13 protein-coding genes are annotated in these 15,667 nt (G+C 40.1%); 4 read left to right on the top strand and 9 right to left on the bottom strand.

What is annotated here, in order from left to right; translation table 11 throughout:
* Positions 1–23 precede the first annotated feature (23 nt).
* Together rimP and KO530_RS05520 are read right to left on the bottom strand one after the other, a co-directional pair.
* The gene (rimP, locus tag KO530_RS05525; RefSeq protein WP_216047412.1) at positions 24–479 is read right to left on the bottom strand and encodes a ribosome maturation factor RimP; all 456 of its coding nucleotides are present in this window, start codon (positions 477–479) and stop codon (positions 24–26) included.
* A 489-nt stretch (positions 480–968) separates the two neighbouring features.
* Positions 969–2,435, bottom strand: a complete 1,467-nt coding sequence (locus KO530_RS05520; RefSeq protein ID WP_216047411.1) for a mannitol dehydrogenase family protein — start codon at positions 2,433–2,435, stop codon at positions 969–971.
* Between the two features lie 551 nt (positions 2,436–2,986).
* On the opposite strand from KO530_RS05520, the gene KO530_RS05515 reads away from it, so the two are divergent.
* From KO530_RS05515 to KO530_RS05505, 3 genes are all read left to right on the top strand, one after another.
* A complete protein-coding gene (locus KO530_RS05515) occupies positions 2,987–5,335 on the top strand; it encodes a TonB-dependent receptor (protein WP_216047410.1) in 2,349 nt (782 codons plus the stop codon).
* Positions 5,336–5,352: 17 nt separating this feature from the next.
* Positions 5,353–6,033 (top strand): Fe2+-dependent dioxygenase, encoded by a 681-nt coding sequence (locus tag KO530_RS05510; RefSeq protein WP_216047409.1) that lies wholly within the window; start codon positions 5,353–5,355, stop codon positions 6,031–6,033.
* Between the two features lie 256 nt (positions 6,034–6,289).
* The gene (locus tag KO530_RS05505) at positions 6,290–6,970 is read left to right on the top strand and encodes a helix-turn-helix transcriptional regulator (protein ID WP_216047408.1); all 681 of its coding nucleotides are present in this window, start codon (positions 6,290–6,292) and stop codon (positions 6,968–6,970) included.
* A gap of 62 nt (positions 6,971–7,032) precedes the next feature.
* On the opposite strand, the gene KO530_RS05500 is transcribed toward KO530_RS05505, so the two are convergent.
* The 5 genes from KO530_RS05500 to KO530_RS05480 form a co-directional block, all read right to left on the bottom strand.
* Positions 7,033–7,809, bottom strand: coding sequence for a CsgG/HfaB family protein (locus tag KO530_RS05500; protein WP_216047407.1), 777 nt, complete (start codon positions 7,807–7,809; stop codon positions 7,033–7,035).
* A gap of 1 nt (position 7,810) precedes the next feature.
* Complete coding sequence (locus tag KO530_RS05495) at positions 7,811–8,257, bottom strand: curli assembly protein CsgF (protein ID WP_252728886.1); 447 nt, start codon at positions 8,255–8,257, stop codon at positions 7,811–7,813.
* 4 nt (positions 8,258–8,261) lie between these two features.
* Positions 8,262–8,591, bottom strand: coding sequence for a curli production assembly/transport protein CsgE (locus tag KO530_RS05490; RefSeq protein ID WP_216047406.1), 330 nt, complete (start codon positions 8,589–8,591; stop codon positions 8,262–8,264).
* A 183-nt stretch (positions 8,592–8,774) separates the two neighbouring features.
* The gene (locus KO530_RS05485) at positions 8,775–10,238 is read right to left on the bottom strand and encodes a curlin (RefSeq protein WP_216047405.1); all 1,464 of its coding nucleotides are present in this window, start codon (positions 10,236–10,238) and stop codon (positions 8,775–8,777) included.
* A gap of 30 nt (positions 10,239–10,268) precedes the next feature.
* On the bottom strand, positions 10,269–10,760 hold the full coding sequence (locus KO530_RS05480; protein WP_216047404.1) for a curlin subunit CsgB: 492 nt from the start codon (positions 10,758–10,760) through the stop codon (positions 10,269–10,271).
* A gap of 435 nt (positions 10,761–11,195) precedes the next feature.
* On the opposite strand from KO530_RS05480, the gene KO530_RS05475 reads away from it, so the two are divergent.
* The gene (locus KO530_RS05475; protein WP_216047403.1) at positions 11,196–13,697 is read left to right on the top strand and encodes a S8 family serine peptidase; all 2,502 of its coding nucleotides are present in this window, start codon (positions 11,196–11,198) and stop codon (positions 13,695–13,697) included.
* A 91-nt stretch (positions 13,698–13,788) separates the two neighbouring features.
* On the opposite strand, the gene KO530_RS05470 is transcribed toward KO530_RS05475, so the two are convergent.
* Both KO530_RS05470 and KO530_RS05465 read right to left on the bottom strand, forming a co-directional pair.
* Complete coding sequence (locus KO530_RS05470) at positions 13,789–14,553, bottom strand: sulfite exporter TauE/SafE family protein (protein WP_216047402.1); 765 nt, start codon at positions 14,551–14,553, stop codon at positions 13,789–13,791.
* A 73-nt stretch (positions 14,554–14,626) separates the two neighbouring features.
* Positions 14,627–15,613, bottom strand: a complete 987-nt coding sequence (locus tag KO530_RS05465; protein ID WP_216047401.1) for an aldo/keto reductase — start codon at positions 15,611–15,613, stop codon at positions 14,627–14,629.
* Positions 15,614–15,667 lie beyond the last annotated feature (54 nt).

Raw genomic sequence — 15,667 nt, 5'->3', positions numbered from 1 at the left:
GAAAGCGCTAATATGAATCTTTCTTAAAATGTTGGAACCAAATTACCTTTTTCGATATTTGCCACGGCTAAAACGTATTCTTGACCATCAACTTCTACCGTTAAATTTCCATTGTCGACACTCAACAATGTACCTTTAAAGTTTCTTCTATCGTTCATTGGCATACGTAAGCGTACTGTCACAACCTCTCCAATACACTGCTGATAATGTGCTTCTTTAAAAAGCGGTCTATCCATGCCAGGAGACGACACTTCCAAATTGTATTCAGTAGTGATGGGATCTTCCACATCTAACACTGCGCTAACTTGTAAACTTACGTCAGCACAATTATCTACTGTAATACCATCTGGATGGTCGATATAAACACGCAATGTTGAGTGTTTTCCTGCACGAACAAATTCAATTCCCACGAGCTCAAAGCCAATGGCTTCCACTGGTGCAACTAACATGTCCGTCAGTTTTTGTTCAAGTTGTGACAAAAATAAAGCTCCAAATACGAAAAAAGGGCGAAAAGCCCAGATAAAGTAAACCAATAATAACAACAAAAAGCCCCGTACAAGCGGGGCTTTTTGTTTCTGGACCCTAACCCACTATCCAACTTTAATGGACTGCTTAACAAACTGAGCGCGAGACGCTAAACAGAAGTTGTGCGGACCGTCGAATAAGTGGTCGCAAGAATCGACTCACCAATAAGGTAATCTTAGAAAAATCAGTGTCTTTTCTTGCAGTTTCTTAGCTAGTTAAACCAACTAATCGAGACGTTACTATCCAATTCAGAGGGAGCCCGTCTCAAAAGATGGGCATAGTATACGGACGTACGCCTTGACATGCAAGGTAAAGAATATAATGGGTTACTTAAACATCATTCTAATCGGCGATAAAAATTAGATATCTGCAACCCTAGGCTATTTAAATTTTGCACGGTTATTATTCAATAACCATTATCTCACTACATAAACCTAATCTCATCATGCCAAGTCACTTAAACAAACATTTAAGTTATGTTGATTAATTGAGGACAGCAACAAAACGTGACGTTTGACTATGCTTCTAAACTCCTCATTAGTTGTAAGATCATCAAATACCGAGGTCAAATCCATAATTGCATCGGCTAGTTGTAGCGGAGAGTCAGCGTGCTTCTGTACTAATGCAAGTAAAGTCTCAGCGATTGGATCAACTAACTCTTGTTGCTCTTTGTAACGTTTTCCAACAAATAAACACCAAGCTGCGATAGGAACACATAGTAATGATATGCTTCTTTCTTCTTTGATGTTGTCTCGAATTGCATTGAGAATTCGAAAAGGTAGTTTTTGCGAACCATCCCACGCTATCTGTGCCAGCAGATGACGAATATGTTTATTATGATAACGATTGATAATATCGTCTGCATACTGATCTAAATCCATAGCATCAGAGTTACCTATTGAAGGTAATATCTCTTGGGAAAGTAATTTTCTAATAAACTGTTCTATTGGCGCTATACAAATCGCCGAATAAACGGTTTCCAGTCCGCACAGAGTTCCAAGGTAAGCTAGAGTCGAATGCGTACCGTTTAATACCCGTAGCTTTGCTCTTTCGTACTTGTGAACATCGTCAGTAAATGTCACACCCACCTTGTCCCAAGCTGGTCGAGGTCCACTGAACTTATCTTCAACTACCCATTGGCTAAAGGACTCACGCTGTATTGGCCATGCGTCCTCAACGCCGATTTTACCTTTGGTTGTTGCTCTTAGTTCGTCATTTGTGGCAGGTGTAATACTGTCTACCATAGTGTTGGGAAAACAAATATTTTGCGCTATCCAGTTAGCTAATGGTGTTGAAACCTCTGCAGCAAAAGTCATCACCGCTTTGGCCAGCTTATCACCATTATCAGATACATTGTCGCAACTTATAATGGTCAGTTGTGCATTTTGTTGGGCAAAACGTACCTTTAATGCTGCGACTAACAAACCGATCGCTGAAATAGGCGCTTCGGGGTTAGCCAAATCATGTTTGATATCGGTATTCTGCCAATCAAGTTCGCCCTTATTGCTCAGGCAATAGCCTTTTTCTGTAACGGTTAACGAAATAATATGCGTATTGGGATCGGTCATAGCATCCATCACTTGCTTACGCTGCTCACCCAAAACAAAAATTTGATTAAAGGCCCCTATAATCTGGACATAAGGTGAGTCGTCCAACACCATCAGTGAATATAGGTTATCTTGATATTTCAACTTATCTCGTAGATCTTTACTACGTAACGATACCCCATCAATTTTCCAGTTTCCGCCTTGCGCAGACATAGCTAAATCAGTGTAAACAGCTTGATGAGCTCGATGAAATGCTCCTGGGCCTAAATGCACAATACCGCGCGCAGTTGTTTCCAGGTCATATTCTGGTTGACGAATCTCTTTAGGTAAAGAACGTAATACTTGTCGATCTAATCCTGACATCAAATTAGCCTTATAATGTGTAAGCTTTGTAGCTAGGTTGTATGTTAAATCTACTGCCAATTACGCAGCATCATCTTTACTTAAATGGTGTTATGAAACCAAGGTTGTTAGATAACGGCAATCGATTCTTCGCGGGACATCATGTCTCGCAGTTTCCGATGGAAAGGCCCGTGCATCGTCATTAAACTCCAGGGGATTGAAGAAAAAAGCAGATTTAATCACTTGGTGTGTGAATCCTAACATAACTTCTACGATATGTTGAAACCATCAAGCAGGACCAACCACTTGGAAATACAGGTATTCCAACCGTAAAATAAACCAGCGAATTGTTGCCTAAATTAATTATAAACTATTGGCCGTTGACATCTCTGTTCGATTGATAAAAGCCCTACTTTATTGTGATTACTACAACACTAATTTCAGCTGATGAATTATCATTCCTCCCCAACCCACATAAATCTAAATGATAATAGATATCATTTGCATTAGCATGTTTATTTGTTTTAGAATAAAAAAACACATCATTTTCTCAAAACAACTAAGGAATATTAATGCGCGACACATCCCAACTTAAATCGAAGATAAAACCATTAGCTGCAATAGACAAAAGACGCTTGGGATCAAGTGCTCTAATGGCCGCGTTAACATTCGGTTCAACTCTCGTTTATGCTGAAGACACTGACACTTGTAAAATTGAAGGGAAAAGTGAAGTTGAATGTGCAAAAGAAGCTGAATCTTTAGAAAAAATTAAAGTACACGGTGTTCGTCACTCTATTTATAATGTGAAAAAGTCAGGTGACGTACGAAGAGTCATTGATCTCGCCGATACCCCACAAACCATAACGGTATTAACAAAAGACCAAATTTTAGAATCCGGTCGCACTGATCTAGAACAAATACTGTCAACCCAATCAGGAGTTACCTTAGGTACAGGCGAAAATGGTAATGCCTTTGGGGATAGGTATGTAATTCGTGGACATGAAGCTCGCAGTGATATATTCGTTGACGGATTACGCGATCCTGGAATGACCACCCGTGAAAGTTTTGCTACCGACCAAATTGAAATCACTAAAGGCCCCAGCGCTACGTTTGCTGGACGCGGTTCTTCAGGTGGTGCGGTTAATAGTATTACTAAAAAAGCAGATCCTTCATATAATTTTGGCCGTGTAGATGCTGCAATAGGAACGGATGAATATCATCGAATTACTATCGATACTAATATGGCTGTTTCTGAGAATTTAGCGTTTCGGATTAACGGTTTAGATGCTTATGAAGATGCACCTGGCCGCGAAGGTATCGTGAGAAATCGCGAAGGTTTATTACTTTCAACGACTTACTTGCCTACTGACAAATTGTCTTTCAGTGCAGACGCCTATTATATGCAGGCGGAAGACGTACCTGATCTCGGCAGTTATTTTGATAGAGTGGCTAGAGAGCCAGTTTCCGATATTCCAGTTTACGCTCAATCAGAAGACTTTTTAGATAGTGAAGTATACGCGCTAACATTATTCACAAACTACGAAATTAATGACCAATGGCGTATTTATAATGCCACTCGTGTAGGTAAAACCGAGAATGGCTACCTAACGACTGGCGCTAGCGGCAGCACACGAGACGAAACAGATCCTGAAGCGCCTAATGCAGACACTATTACCTTAAGTACGCACCAAGGTAATCAAGAAGTCGATTATGTTGCCAGTCAATTTAATCTATTTTGGAACACTAAATTATTAGGCGTAAATCACAAAGTCGTGTTCGGATTTGAGTATTCAGATGAGTCAGTGGACAACGGTGTTTATAATATTACCTACGGTAACGAAGGTAATTGCTTAGTGAATGGTCGAAATGGCGTCAGCAGCGGATATTGCGCGCTGGACGGAAATGGAAACGTGGTCAGCGATGTAAGTAACTTAATGAATCGTAGCTATGTTGAAGGTGACTCAGATGCAGTGTTCGACATACAAACCACAGCGTTTTACGTAATGGATAACATTGAACTTAATAAACAATGGGAACTGTTTATAGGTCTACGCCAAGATAGCTTTGACTATAGTAACGATACAAACAGCCGCAGCGGAGAACAACTATTTGCCTATTCGGATGATCTAACTAACGGACATATCGGTTTGGTTTATCAACTGGATGAAGACATTAATTTTTATTCTACATACAGCACTGCTACCAATATTAACGGTGGTGAATCCGATTTAGGGGCCAACTGCGGATATGGTGGCCTTTGCGGCACACCAGATCAAGCGCAACAATCCGACCCTGAACGAATTGAAAATATTGAAGTGGGTACAAAATGGCAATTTATGGATGATGAATTGTTAGCTACAGCCGCCATTTTTCAGATAACCAAAAGTGACGTAATGGAAAGTGTAGGCGATGCTTATTCCAGTCTAGGTTCGTTAAATACAGGGAAAAACCGAGTAAAAGGGATAGAGTTTGGCTTAACGGGTGAGATTACTGAGCAACTTAGCGTTCAATTTAGTGCGGCATTTATGGATTCAGAAGTCTTGGAATCATTTAATGACGAGAATATTGGTCGCGCTTTGAGTAACTTTGCGGATAACAGTTATTACGTGCAATTGCGTTATCAGCCTACAGAGAGTTTCGTAGTGGGTGGAGATTACACCTACAAAAGTGAAATGTATGGTGGACAACCAGACACAGCAGCTGGCTACGATGATGACATAGGAGCTTACTCAATAGTAGTGCCATCCTACAGTGTGGTTAATTTGTTTGCTAACTACTACGTTTCTGAAGATCTGACGTTACGTTTAAATGTGGGTAATCTACTGGATGAAGAGTACTGGACAGCAGCATACCGCTCAGGTTCTTTCATGTATATTGGTGACGGCAGAAGCGTTCGTGCTGGTTTAACCTACGAATTTTAATTAAGAAGGAAATAACAATGGTTGTGATTGAACAACTTCTATCTCAAGGTGAGGTGAATGTTTACCGTCAAGTGCTAAATGAATTGCAATGGCAAGACGGCGGAACTACAGCTAAAGGAATGGCAAGTTCAGTAAAACACAACACCCAAGCAGATCCCGAAGATGCAAATGTGCGCCAATTGGTTAATAGCCTCTTAGCGCGCATGGGCGAAACCCCAGAATTGGTTTCTGCTGCCCTTCCCCAACATATTTTCCCGCCTTGTTTTAATCGTTATGAGAGGCAACAACAATACGGTTTTCATGTTGATGCTGCCATTATGCGGATCCCAAACAGTCAAACAGTGATGCGCAGTGATTTGTCGATGACGTTATTCTTAAGTGACCCCAAAGAATATGAAGGTGGCGAATTAATCATTACAACCGAGTTCGGTGAACAAGCAGTGAAATTACAAGCTGGTGATGCGGTGTTATATCCCTCAAGCAGTTTACATAAAGTGACGCAGGTAACGAAAGGTGTGAGGCTAGCAGCAATCACTTGGATACAAAGTATGGTAGCTGACGTGAGCTTACGCCAGTCTCTTTATCAGCTAGATAGGACCATCCAAGTATTAATGCAAAATGACACTATCAATCGTGCAGAATTAGATAGTTTACACAACGTTTACCACAATCTTATTCGACAAAATGCGCAAATTTAAGGGCTTGTAAATAGCCCTTGGATTAGTCTAATTTTTTACTAATGAAAACGAATAGAAAGCGAACGAGTAGCTAAGTAACTAATTTAATTTACTTTATTTTAACAATTCCGTTTTGTACAAAATTCAAACAAACGTAGGTATATATTTTTTACCGAGAATTCTTGCGCTTCTGAGCCCTTGTATGTATTCTAATCGTTACACTACCGTAAAGTGTCATAATAAAAAGAGAGTAAACTCTCAAAAAGGACTCTGGGTTATGCAAGGAAATAGAGCGTTTGTAATTTCTCCACAAAAAGACGATATTAGCAAAAAACGGCATTGTAAATTAAACCATTTTTTAGACCTCGTTGATGCATGTGGTTTTGACTTGCAGGTTGGTAGCTTTTGCCCCAAATCTGATTATATTGCGTCCTTCGACGTTATATTTGTTGATTGTAAGTCAATTAACAAAAGTTCAATTCAGCAAGTTCCGGTTCTAAAATATAAAAACCTAATCAAAATTATTTTCTTTAATTCAACGAATAATTTGGACTTCGAAATTGCTGCCATCAAGCAAGGGGTCACCGGTATATTTTACGCTGACGACAAATTAGAAAATGTCATAAAAGGCATTAACACCATTAAACAAGACAGGAAATGGTTTCGCAGAAATGCGCTAGAGTTGTTAATTAACGAAATGTTAAATGATGCCAATTTTTCCAATGAAATAGTCGATAGAAGTCAAACAGGTTTCTGGCAGCAGTCATTAACCAAACGCGAACAAACTATTGTCAAATACATAAGCCAAGGTGCTCAAAACCAAGAAATAGCTGACCAACTTCACATAAGCGTCAATACAGTGAAAACTCACATTTATAGTATTTTTAGAAAAACTAATTGCAGAAACAGAGTGGAGCTAATTACTTGGTCTAGGCAAACAACAGAAACAGCCTGCTAGGCTGTTTCATTTGTTCATTTAACTTTAACGGGCGGCGGCCCGCAAATTTAAGATATGAATAACTAGGCTCGCGCTTTCCAAACCCCTTTATCAATGCCTTTTAACACCAACTCAGAAATTGCCTTTTCAATGCTTTGTTGAACACAGGTAAACATAGGTTCATTGGTAGTATAACCTGCTTCAATTTCCGCTAAACGTTTATAACTGATATAACGGAATAGACCAGCTCGAATCTCTTTGCTGAGTACTTTTTTACTTGTTGATACTGAAACTAAAACTTGTCCTGTGCGAACATCAATCGCCCTCATGTAAACGGAGATTTGATCCTCTCTAAATAATTCAGACGCATTAATCCCAAAATACTCCGCGCCAAACCCACCAGTCTTAATGTTAGAGTCATAACTAATTATTCCTCCCTCAATGATAATTTTAGCCGTGGTTAATGGTGGTAATTCGGTACTTTCATTTGTGTTGTTATCCCCTTGTATCGCCGCCCTTACGATTTTCCTTTCGGTTAAAATATTCTGCAAGCCTTCCCGCTCCACCGGTAAAAACCAATCCGTTTCACTTAGTGCCTGCATTAAAATAGAGGTTGCACCTTGAGTAACAGCGGTACTAAATGAGCTGGCGCCAGTGCTTGGTTTATATTGCCCTGTTTGGTCTCTGAACGCGTAAACGGAAACGGGTATAGAACCAAAAGGTTTAGGTAAGCCTTTAAGCTCTTTCAAGGTGGCTGAATCTTCGATTACTATTGCCTGTTCAGTGCCAGGCGGAATGATATTTTTGAAGGAGCTACAACCAGTTAATAATAGTGCGATTAATACAACATAATACTTCATATTATCCGAACCTTGGAATTTCGACGATTGTTATCTCATCAGTTATTATATTGGTAATTTCTACAACAATACTGTCGGGATTGCTGGTTATTAATTCAACTTGAAATTCACCGCTCATAAAAATGGAGTCATCAGAAAAAATACTTTCGATGGGATCACCATTCTCGTCATAACTCACCTCACCGAATGCCAAATCGGTAACTTCCCGCACGATCCTATTGATATATGCGCGTTCTAACGAATCTTGCAAACTTTCAGCGTATGTCCGTTCACTACTTGATGCGGTATGGGTATTTTGTGCATTTGCTTTACTTAGCAGGTAACTGCCATTTAATGGACTGCCGCCGAAACTTGGATTAATTGGTTCGTAAACTAATTCGGTCGCTAATATTGGTGAGGAGAATAACCCCACGAGAAAAGTAATATTAAGTATTTTATTTTTTTTCATATTTTCACCATTCATCATCAGCAAGGTCAGGGTTATCTTGAGTCGTGCCTGCTCGAGATAAAGCATCGACTAATAAAACAACCGCAACTTCAACTCGTTGCTTGATTGGGGTTTGTCTGCGCCCCATATAAGTTTGATAAATTGTTTTGTTATCAAACTGCACTGTTAATTTTGTCCCTGCCTGTGGAACAATAATTTCTTTAATTTGAACATTTTGGCCAAATGTATTGGGGATATCACGCCAATATTTACCAAACTCATTAGCAAACTCATGACCTTGGCGACTGATTGTATTGTCTAGTAATAGACCACTTAGGGCGAAGTCATCGGCCATGACGTAACCAGATTTGGAAATTGTTAGACTAACAATTAACAAGGTTCGGCTTATTAAGGTGACAATTTTTTTTGACAGAAGTGTTACCACGTTTTTATTTATCAACTGTATTTGTATAGAAAAACCAGCGTAATTTAGCGCATAACAATAGGGGGATAATTCCCCCTATTGTTAGTCTAACTATTACAGCTGAGTAATTGAGGCAACATTATAATCACCTACTTGACTGACGGAAATACTACCTCCCGTACCACTCATACTGCCAGTTACCAGGTTATCATTACCGACTTGAGAAATAGACAGACTCATACCGTCACCAGTAATTGTCATAGCCAATGCTTCCTCACCAACGATCCAGTTGTCATTACCCTCTTGTAATATATCAATAGAATTGTCAGAACCATCAATCAGTAAATCCAACACGTTTAGATCACCAGATTGGGCAACATCTAATGTATTTAAATGACTATCATTGCTGCCACCGAGACGAATTACCGCATCATTTTGATTACCCATTTGTTCAGCATTGATTGTGTTTGCGTCTGCGTAATAACCACTCACTCCATCTTCGCCAACACCAGCTTCGGCTAACAGCGTATTTTCATCACCTTGCTGCGAAATAGAAACTTCATTGTCGAAACCGTCGAAGTTAACTGTGCTGGCAAGGTTAAGATCACCATTTTGGAAGACCGAAAAGTCATTAGATCCGCCTATAGAACCTGTGTAACCAATATTTCCATAACCAATTTGAGTAATCTCGTAATCGCTGCTGTCTCCAAGATTATCTATATTCGCTTCATTAAGGGTACCCATTTGAGTGATTTCTGCACTTGAACCATCACCTTCAAATATACCCAATTCAGCATAGTTATCATCACCTGATTGTTCAAAATCTATAGTATTGTCGTCACCATAAACATAGCCGTAGATACGGTTATAATCACCATCAGATTCTAGTCTAACGTCATTGTCATTACCTGTGATTTCAGCGATATCGGCAACGTTATAATAACCGCCTTGATATACCTCAACTTCGTTTCCGTCCCCTACAAGGGTTCTAATATATGATTCTTGCCAATCTTCAGTTTGAGTAATTTCAACTTCGTTATCAAAACCTGTTATAGAGTTATTCGCCCAGTTACCACCATCGCCTTGGTCAACAACTAAAAGGTTACCATCACCTGTAATATCATTAATTGAACGATTGAAAATAAAACCAAATGGACCACCATCGCCCATTTGCGAAATTTCTACTTCATTGAAACTTCCTTCGATAACGATTTCAGCGTCATTCTCAATGCCATTTTGATAGAGTTCTACAGCATTTTCATCTCCGGTGATTACACCGTAAATGATATTACCGTCACCAAATTGTTCAGCGTCGACCATGTTTGCATCACCCACTATGGTGACATCAAGGCCATTAAAGTCGCCTTCTTGCATTAACAAAGCTTCATTACCCACTGCATTACCAACTGGGGCTGATTGGGTTAAATTAATGACATTACCGACGGCCGCAATCATGAAATCAGATTGCACGGAAGGGTTATCATCTTTAATTGCGGTTTGTGCATTAGCAATGCTAACTTGCCCAGCTAGTACTGCTAAAATAATAGAACTGGCTACTGTCGTTTTTCTAAACTTCATTTTATTCTCCATGAGTAATTGCAAACACCTTTACTTCTTATATTGGGTAATGTTTACAACCATATCGTTACCAATTTGATGAACAATGAAACTTTGCTCACCTAATTGGTTTATATTTGCCAAATTAAAATCACCTTGTTGCACAACTTCTAGCAAGTTTTCATCACCGCTTTGCACTAAATCAACGTAGTTTCCAACGCCTATTTGTGTGATGTCAGCATAATTGCCATTACCATGTTGTGTAACATTTATGAGATTTGAAGAATTGGCAGCCTGAATTATATGTGTTGTGTTGTGTACGCCGTATTGATCAATCACTAACACGCTTTGCGATGCGTTAGAATTGACGGTACGAGCAAGACTTAAAGTCAGAGGAGAGTCTATTAGGTCTAGAGAGTCTTGTTGTGAAAAGCACGCAAAGGATGAAATGAATAAAGCGCTTCCTAAAAACACAGATCGCAAATTTTTGAGGGAGTGAACACTCCATTGTCTGTGATTCTTATTGATAGGGCTTCCAATCATCTATTACTACTCCTTTAACACTACAATTTCGGCTCTGAAACCTGCGAATGACTTTAAACCCAACTCACTACTCAGTGCTATAGCCCTAAAGTTGTATTTATATTTACTTTAAAATTCAGATAGTTAGGTGCATTCCAAACTTGACCAAATCGGCCTGTTAGCACTTTAGTGCTAGTAAAATGCATAAGCTTTAAATTGGCAGGTGACAGTTACCTTTTTGAAACTAACCCTTTAGTACTAGTATTATAAAATCGCCCAATATTCTTACCAAAAAAGTTGTATTTTTACCGTTTTTGATGGAAAAGCCATATTGAATAGCGTTAATGTGACTGAGTTGTGTAAATGTAAGACTCATTGTTTTGTTGTTTGGAGAATCTGTAACCGTCGCTTAGCCAATAGCTAAGTTTGTTTGTGTTTATTTAGGATTCTTTAATTATGAAAGCCAAACTTTCTGCGATCACACTGGCGCTGCTACCAGCGCTGGCTGCTACAAATGTGCATGCTGCAAATAGCCATGCATATAAATCAGATTCAGTAATTGTTGTCTATAAAGACGGCGTTTCTGCGAGCCAAAAGAAATCGGCAAGAGCCGGAGTTGCTGCACGTATAACAGATTTAAACAGAGATGAAATTGACGACCGTTTTTCTCATCTAATGAATGGTCGAATAGCGAAATTAAAACTAGCCGGTAAATCAGTTAAATCCGCACTCGAAACACTTAGGGCTAACCCAGCCGTTTTATACGCTGAACCAAACTACATTATAAGTAAAGCCGCACTTATTCCAGACGATCCCGACTTTGGTTCATTGTGGGGATTAAATAATACCGGACAAAGCGGCGGCATAGAAGATGCTGATATTGATGCCCCTGAGGCTTGGGATATTACCACCGGAGATAGCAGTATCGTAATCGGTGTTATTGATACTGGTGTTGATTATTTACATGAAGATCTAACCGATAATATGTGGATGAATCCGGGCGAAATCGCCGATGATGGTATCGATAACGACGGCAATGGCTATGTCGACGATATATATGGTATTGATACGGTTAATGGCGATTCTGATCCTATGGATGATCAAGGACATGGTTCACACGTATCAGGAACCATTGGTGCAACCGGTAATAATGGTGTTGGTGTAGTTGGTGTTAACCACGAAGTGTCAATTGCTGGATGTAAATTCCTTGCTGCAGACGGATTTGGTGAAACCGCAGGTGCGATTGAGTGTATCGATTATTTTGTTTCTCTTAAAGATGCAGGTGTAAACGTACGTGCACTTAACAATAGTTGGGGCGGCGGTCCTTTCAGCCAAGCATTAAAAGATTCAATTACAGCCGCAGGTGATGCCGACATTTTATTTGTGGCCGCGGCGGGTAACGATGGTACAGACAATGATATCACCCCACACTACCCTTCGAATTATGATAACGATAATATTCTAGCAGTGGCAAGTGTTAACCGTACAGATGGCGATTCTGGCTATTCTTATGGTTTAACTTCCGTTGATATGGCCGCGCCAGGCAGTGCAATTTTATCCACTACACCAGGTAATGGATATTCCAGTTATTCAGGCACATCAATGGCCACGCCACATGTTGCCGGAGCTGCTGCACTAGTGTGGTCTTTAAATCCTGATTTGACGGCCCTTGAAATGAAAGAGTTGTTAATGACCACTGGTGACGATAATGCAGTCATGCAAGGACGAACCGTAACAGGCAAGCGCCTCAATGTTCACCAAGCACTATTAGATGCAGATCCTACTCCAGGCTTTAAATTTAGTGTCAGCCCAGTGAATCTAGAAATCACCGCAGGCGAAAGTGCAATATATACTTTCGAAGTCGGTAGTATTTCTGATTGGGAAGGCGAAGTTAGCCTATCTCTTACTGATACTTCCGGTTTAGGTGTGTTATCGGCTACCACTGTTGAACCAGGTGACACCTTCACCCTCACAGTTGACACCTTAGACGATACTCCTTATGGCGATTATGAATTTACGGTAACTGGTACCAGTGGCGACATTGTTAAAGAGAAAACCTTAGGTTTATTTGTATTCCCTCAAGGCCTAAACGATTTCGTATACAGTAATAACACTTCCATACCAACTCTTCCTAACGAAGAAGATCCAGATGATATTGGTATTGATTCTGTTATAACTATTGCAGATCCATTGACAGTGTTTGGCACCAGTACGTTTGTGAATATCAGCCACACCTATAGAGGAGATTTAGTCCTAACACTCACCTCGCCTGCAGGAACATCTACTGTATTGACTGCCAATACCGGCGGCAGTGAAGATGACATTGTAGAGAGCTTCGAATCTAGTGCATTTGATGGTGAAGTAGCTACTGGTGACTGGACCTTGAATGTCTTAGACATTTATAACGGCGACAACGGCACACTTAACAGTTGGGAATTAACCATTACTGGTGTCGGAGAAGTTGCAATAGCGCCACCAGTTGCAGCCTTCAGTTATGAATCCGATGGTTTACAAGCGACCTTTACAAATGAAAGTACTGATGTAAATAATGACATCGTAAGCTACCTTTGGGACTTTGGTGATGGCAGCACATCGGTAGATGTAAATCCTGTCCACATATTCCCAGCAACGGGCAGTTATGAGGTTTCGTTGACGACTACTGACTCAGAAGGTCAATCCGATACGGTAGTGCAATCTGTAGCTGTTTCCAGTGTTGATATCGAGTTAGAAGTAGATAGATCTTATATGTCACGCTTCGGGAATTTGCGTATCGACCTGTCTTACACTGGTTCTAGCGCAGATATGGTAGATGTCTATCGAAATGGTGTGCTATTAGAAACGGTAGAGAATACCGGTGTGTATCGTGACAGAGAACGTAGAGTCTCAGGCACTACCTTTGTTTACATGATCTGTGATGAAACCACGGCATGTTCTGAAGAGGTCACGGTTTCGTTTTAACCATTAATTAAGTCAACTATAAGCCCCGTTTTCGGGGCTTTTTTACATATGTAGATTAATAAAGCAGGGTAATTTACCCACCTTAACAAACCTAAAGGTCCTGAAGTATACTCATCCCAGCTTGCCAAATTAGCTGGACAGACATAAGCGTGAGGACTATTTTAAAAATGAACTTGAAGCGTTCTGCTGGGAGCCTTTTAAGCAGTTTGATACCAAGCCAAGTCCCAATTGTTCCACTCAAGACCATGGCAATAATTAATGGAAGCCAATCCCAAAAAGCGAACCCTATCGCTCCAAACACCAACGCTTTAAGACAGTGTTGAAATGTCATACAGGTTGAAAATGTTGCTGTAAAACGCAGTTTGTCATAATTATTCATGTACATGTAACTGCCGACTAGTGGACCACTTGCGCCAACAGACATCGACAAAAACGTTGTTACAATCCCGGCAATTATTCTTCCTAATGTTGAAGTCTCTTTGATCGTCGGAGTGGTTGCCCACAATAAATATATGACAAATACCCCTAACAATAACTTCATTAATGTTAGCGGTAATTGGGTGACCACAAATGAAGCTGAAAAAGCGCCTATAACTGCACCTAACGAAAAATAAAGCAGCATTTTTCGGTCAAGATGTCGGTAGGTTAATATTGCTCTATTAGCATTTGAGCCGAGTTGCACTAAACCATGAACCGGTATGACGGCAGACATCGGCATAATAGCCGCCATCACTACTAACAAAAAAAGCCCCCCACCCGCACCAAAACCGGCGGTGACAAACGAAGTAAAACCCGCGACTATTATTAGTAGTACGCAAAGTGTGGGCGTTAAAAAATCGTTAGCAATAAAATCCATATGTTATTTCACCACAATGAATACCATGAAGATGGATTACTAAACTAATTAATCTGCGCTGCATGAATTAATGTTAAAACTCTTCAGTATCAATTTCTAATTGCGTCGCAACCGGATAACGGCCACCAGCAATCTTACTTGGTTCAAAAATCTTCTCTAGTTTAATTAGCTCTTCTGGTGTTAGGACGATTTTAGAGGCTCGCATATTTTCCTTTAAATGAGCTATTTGTGTAGTGCCTGGAATGGGCAACACATGTGGTCCTTGGTGCAATAACCAGGCGAGACTTAATTGCGATAGAGTGCATTCATGTTCTTCAGCGATAGTCCGTAATTGCTCAAGTAGATTCAAATTTTTCGATAAGTTTTCTGATTGAAAACGAGGCATGTTTTTTCGAATATCATTGTCTAAAAAACCACTCGAATCGGTAATATCACCACTTAAAAATCCTCGCGCTAAAGGTGAAAATGCCACAAAGGCCGTTCCTAATTCTAAACAGGTTTCTAAACAGGCTATTTCAGGGTTGCGGGTCCACAATGAGTATTCGGCTTGTAGCGCTGAAATAGGATGTTCTGCATGGGCTTTTCTTAGGGTGACGGCTGATACTTCAGACAAACCAATCCCTTTTATTTTACCTTCGGTAACTAAACGAGAAAGTTCTCCAACACTTTCTTCAATGGGAATACTTTTATCCCAGCGGTGCAAATAGTATAAATCCAACACATCAGTTTGCAGACTTAAAAGAGACTGCTCAATAGTTTCCCTTATTGCTTTAGGGCTACCATCAATTATTCGCTTGCCATTGATTCCCCGCATACCACATTTACTGGCCAAGAAAATTCGTTCACGATGAGGTTTAAGCACCTTACCTACCAGCTTTTCATTATTGCCAAAACCGTAGAGAGCTGCGGTATCAAAATGAGTAACTCCTAGCTCTAGGGCTTTTTCTAATAATCCTATAGCTTCAGTTTCCGCTGGCGGAGTACCATATGCATGACTTAAATTCATGCACCCTAAACCAATTTCAGATACCCAAGTCCCTACTATACTTCGTTGTTTCATATACCCGTTTTAACTCCATATAATTTCTGTATTTAGTCGATTTCCTCAATTAAA

This window comes from Aliiglaciecola lipolytica (genome assembly GCF_018860635.1).
GTDB classification, from domain to species: Bacteria; Pseudomonadota; Gammaproteobacteria; order Enterobacterales; family Alteromonadaceae; genus Aliiglaciecola; species Aliiglaciecola lipolytica_A.
The sequence above is the reverse complement of the archived record's forward strand: the minus strand, read 5'-3'. Positions and strand labels throughout refer to the sequence as shown.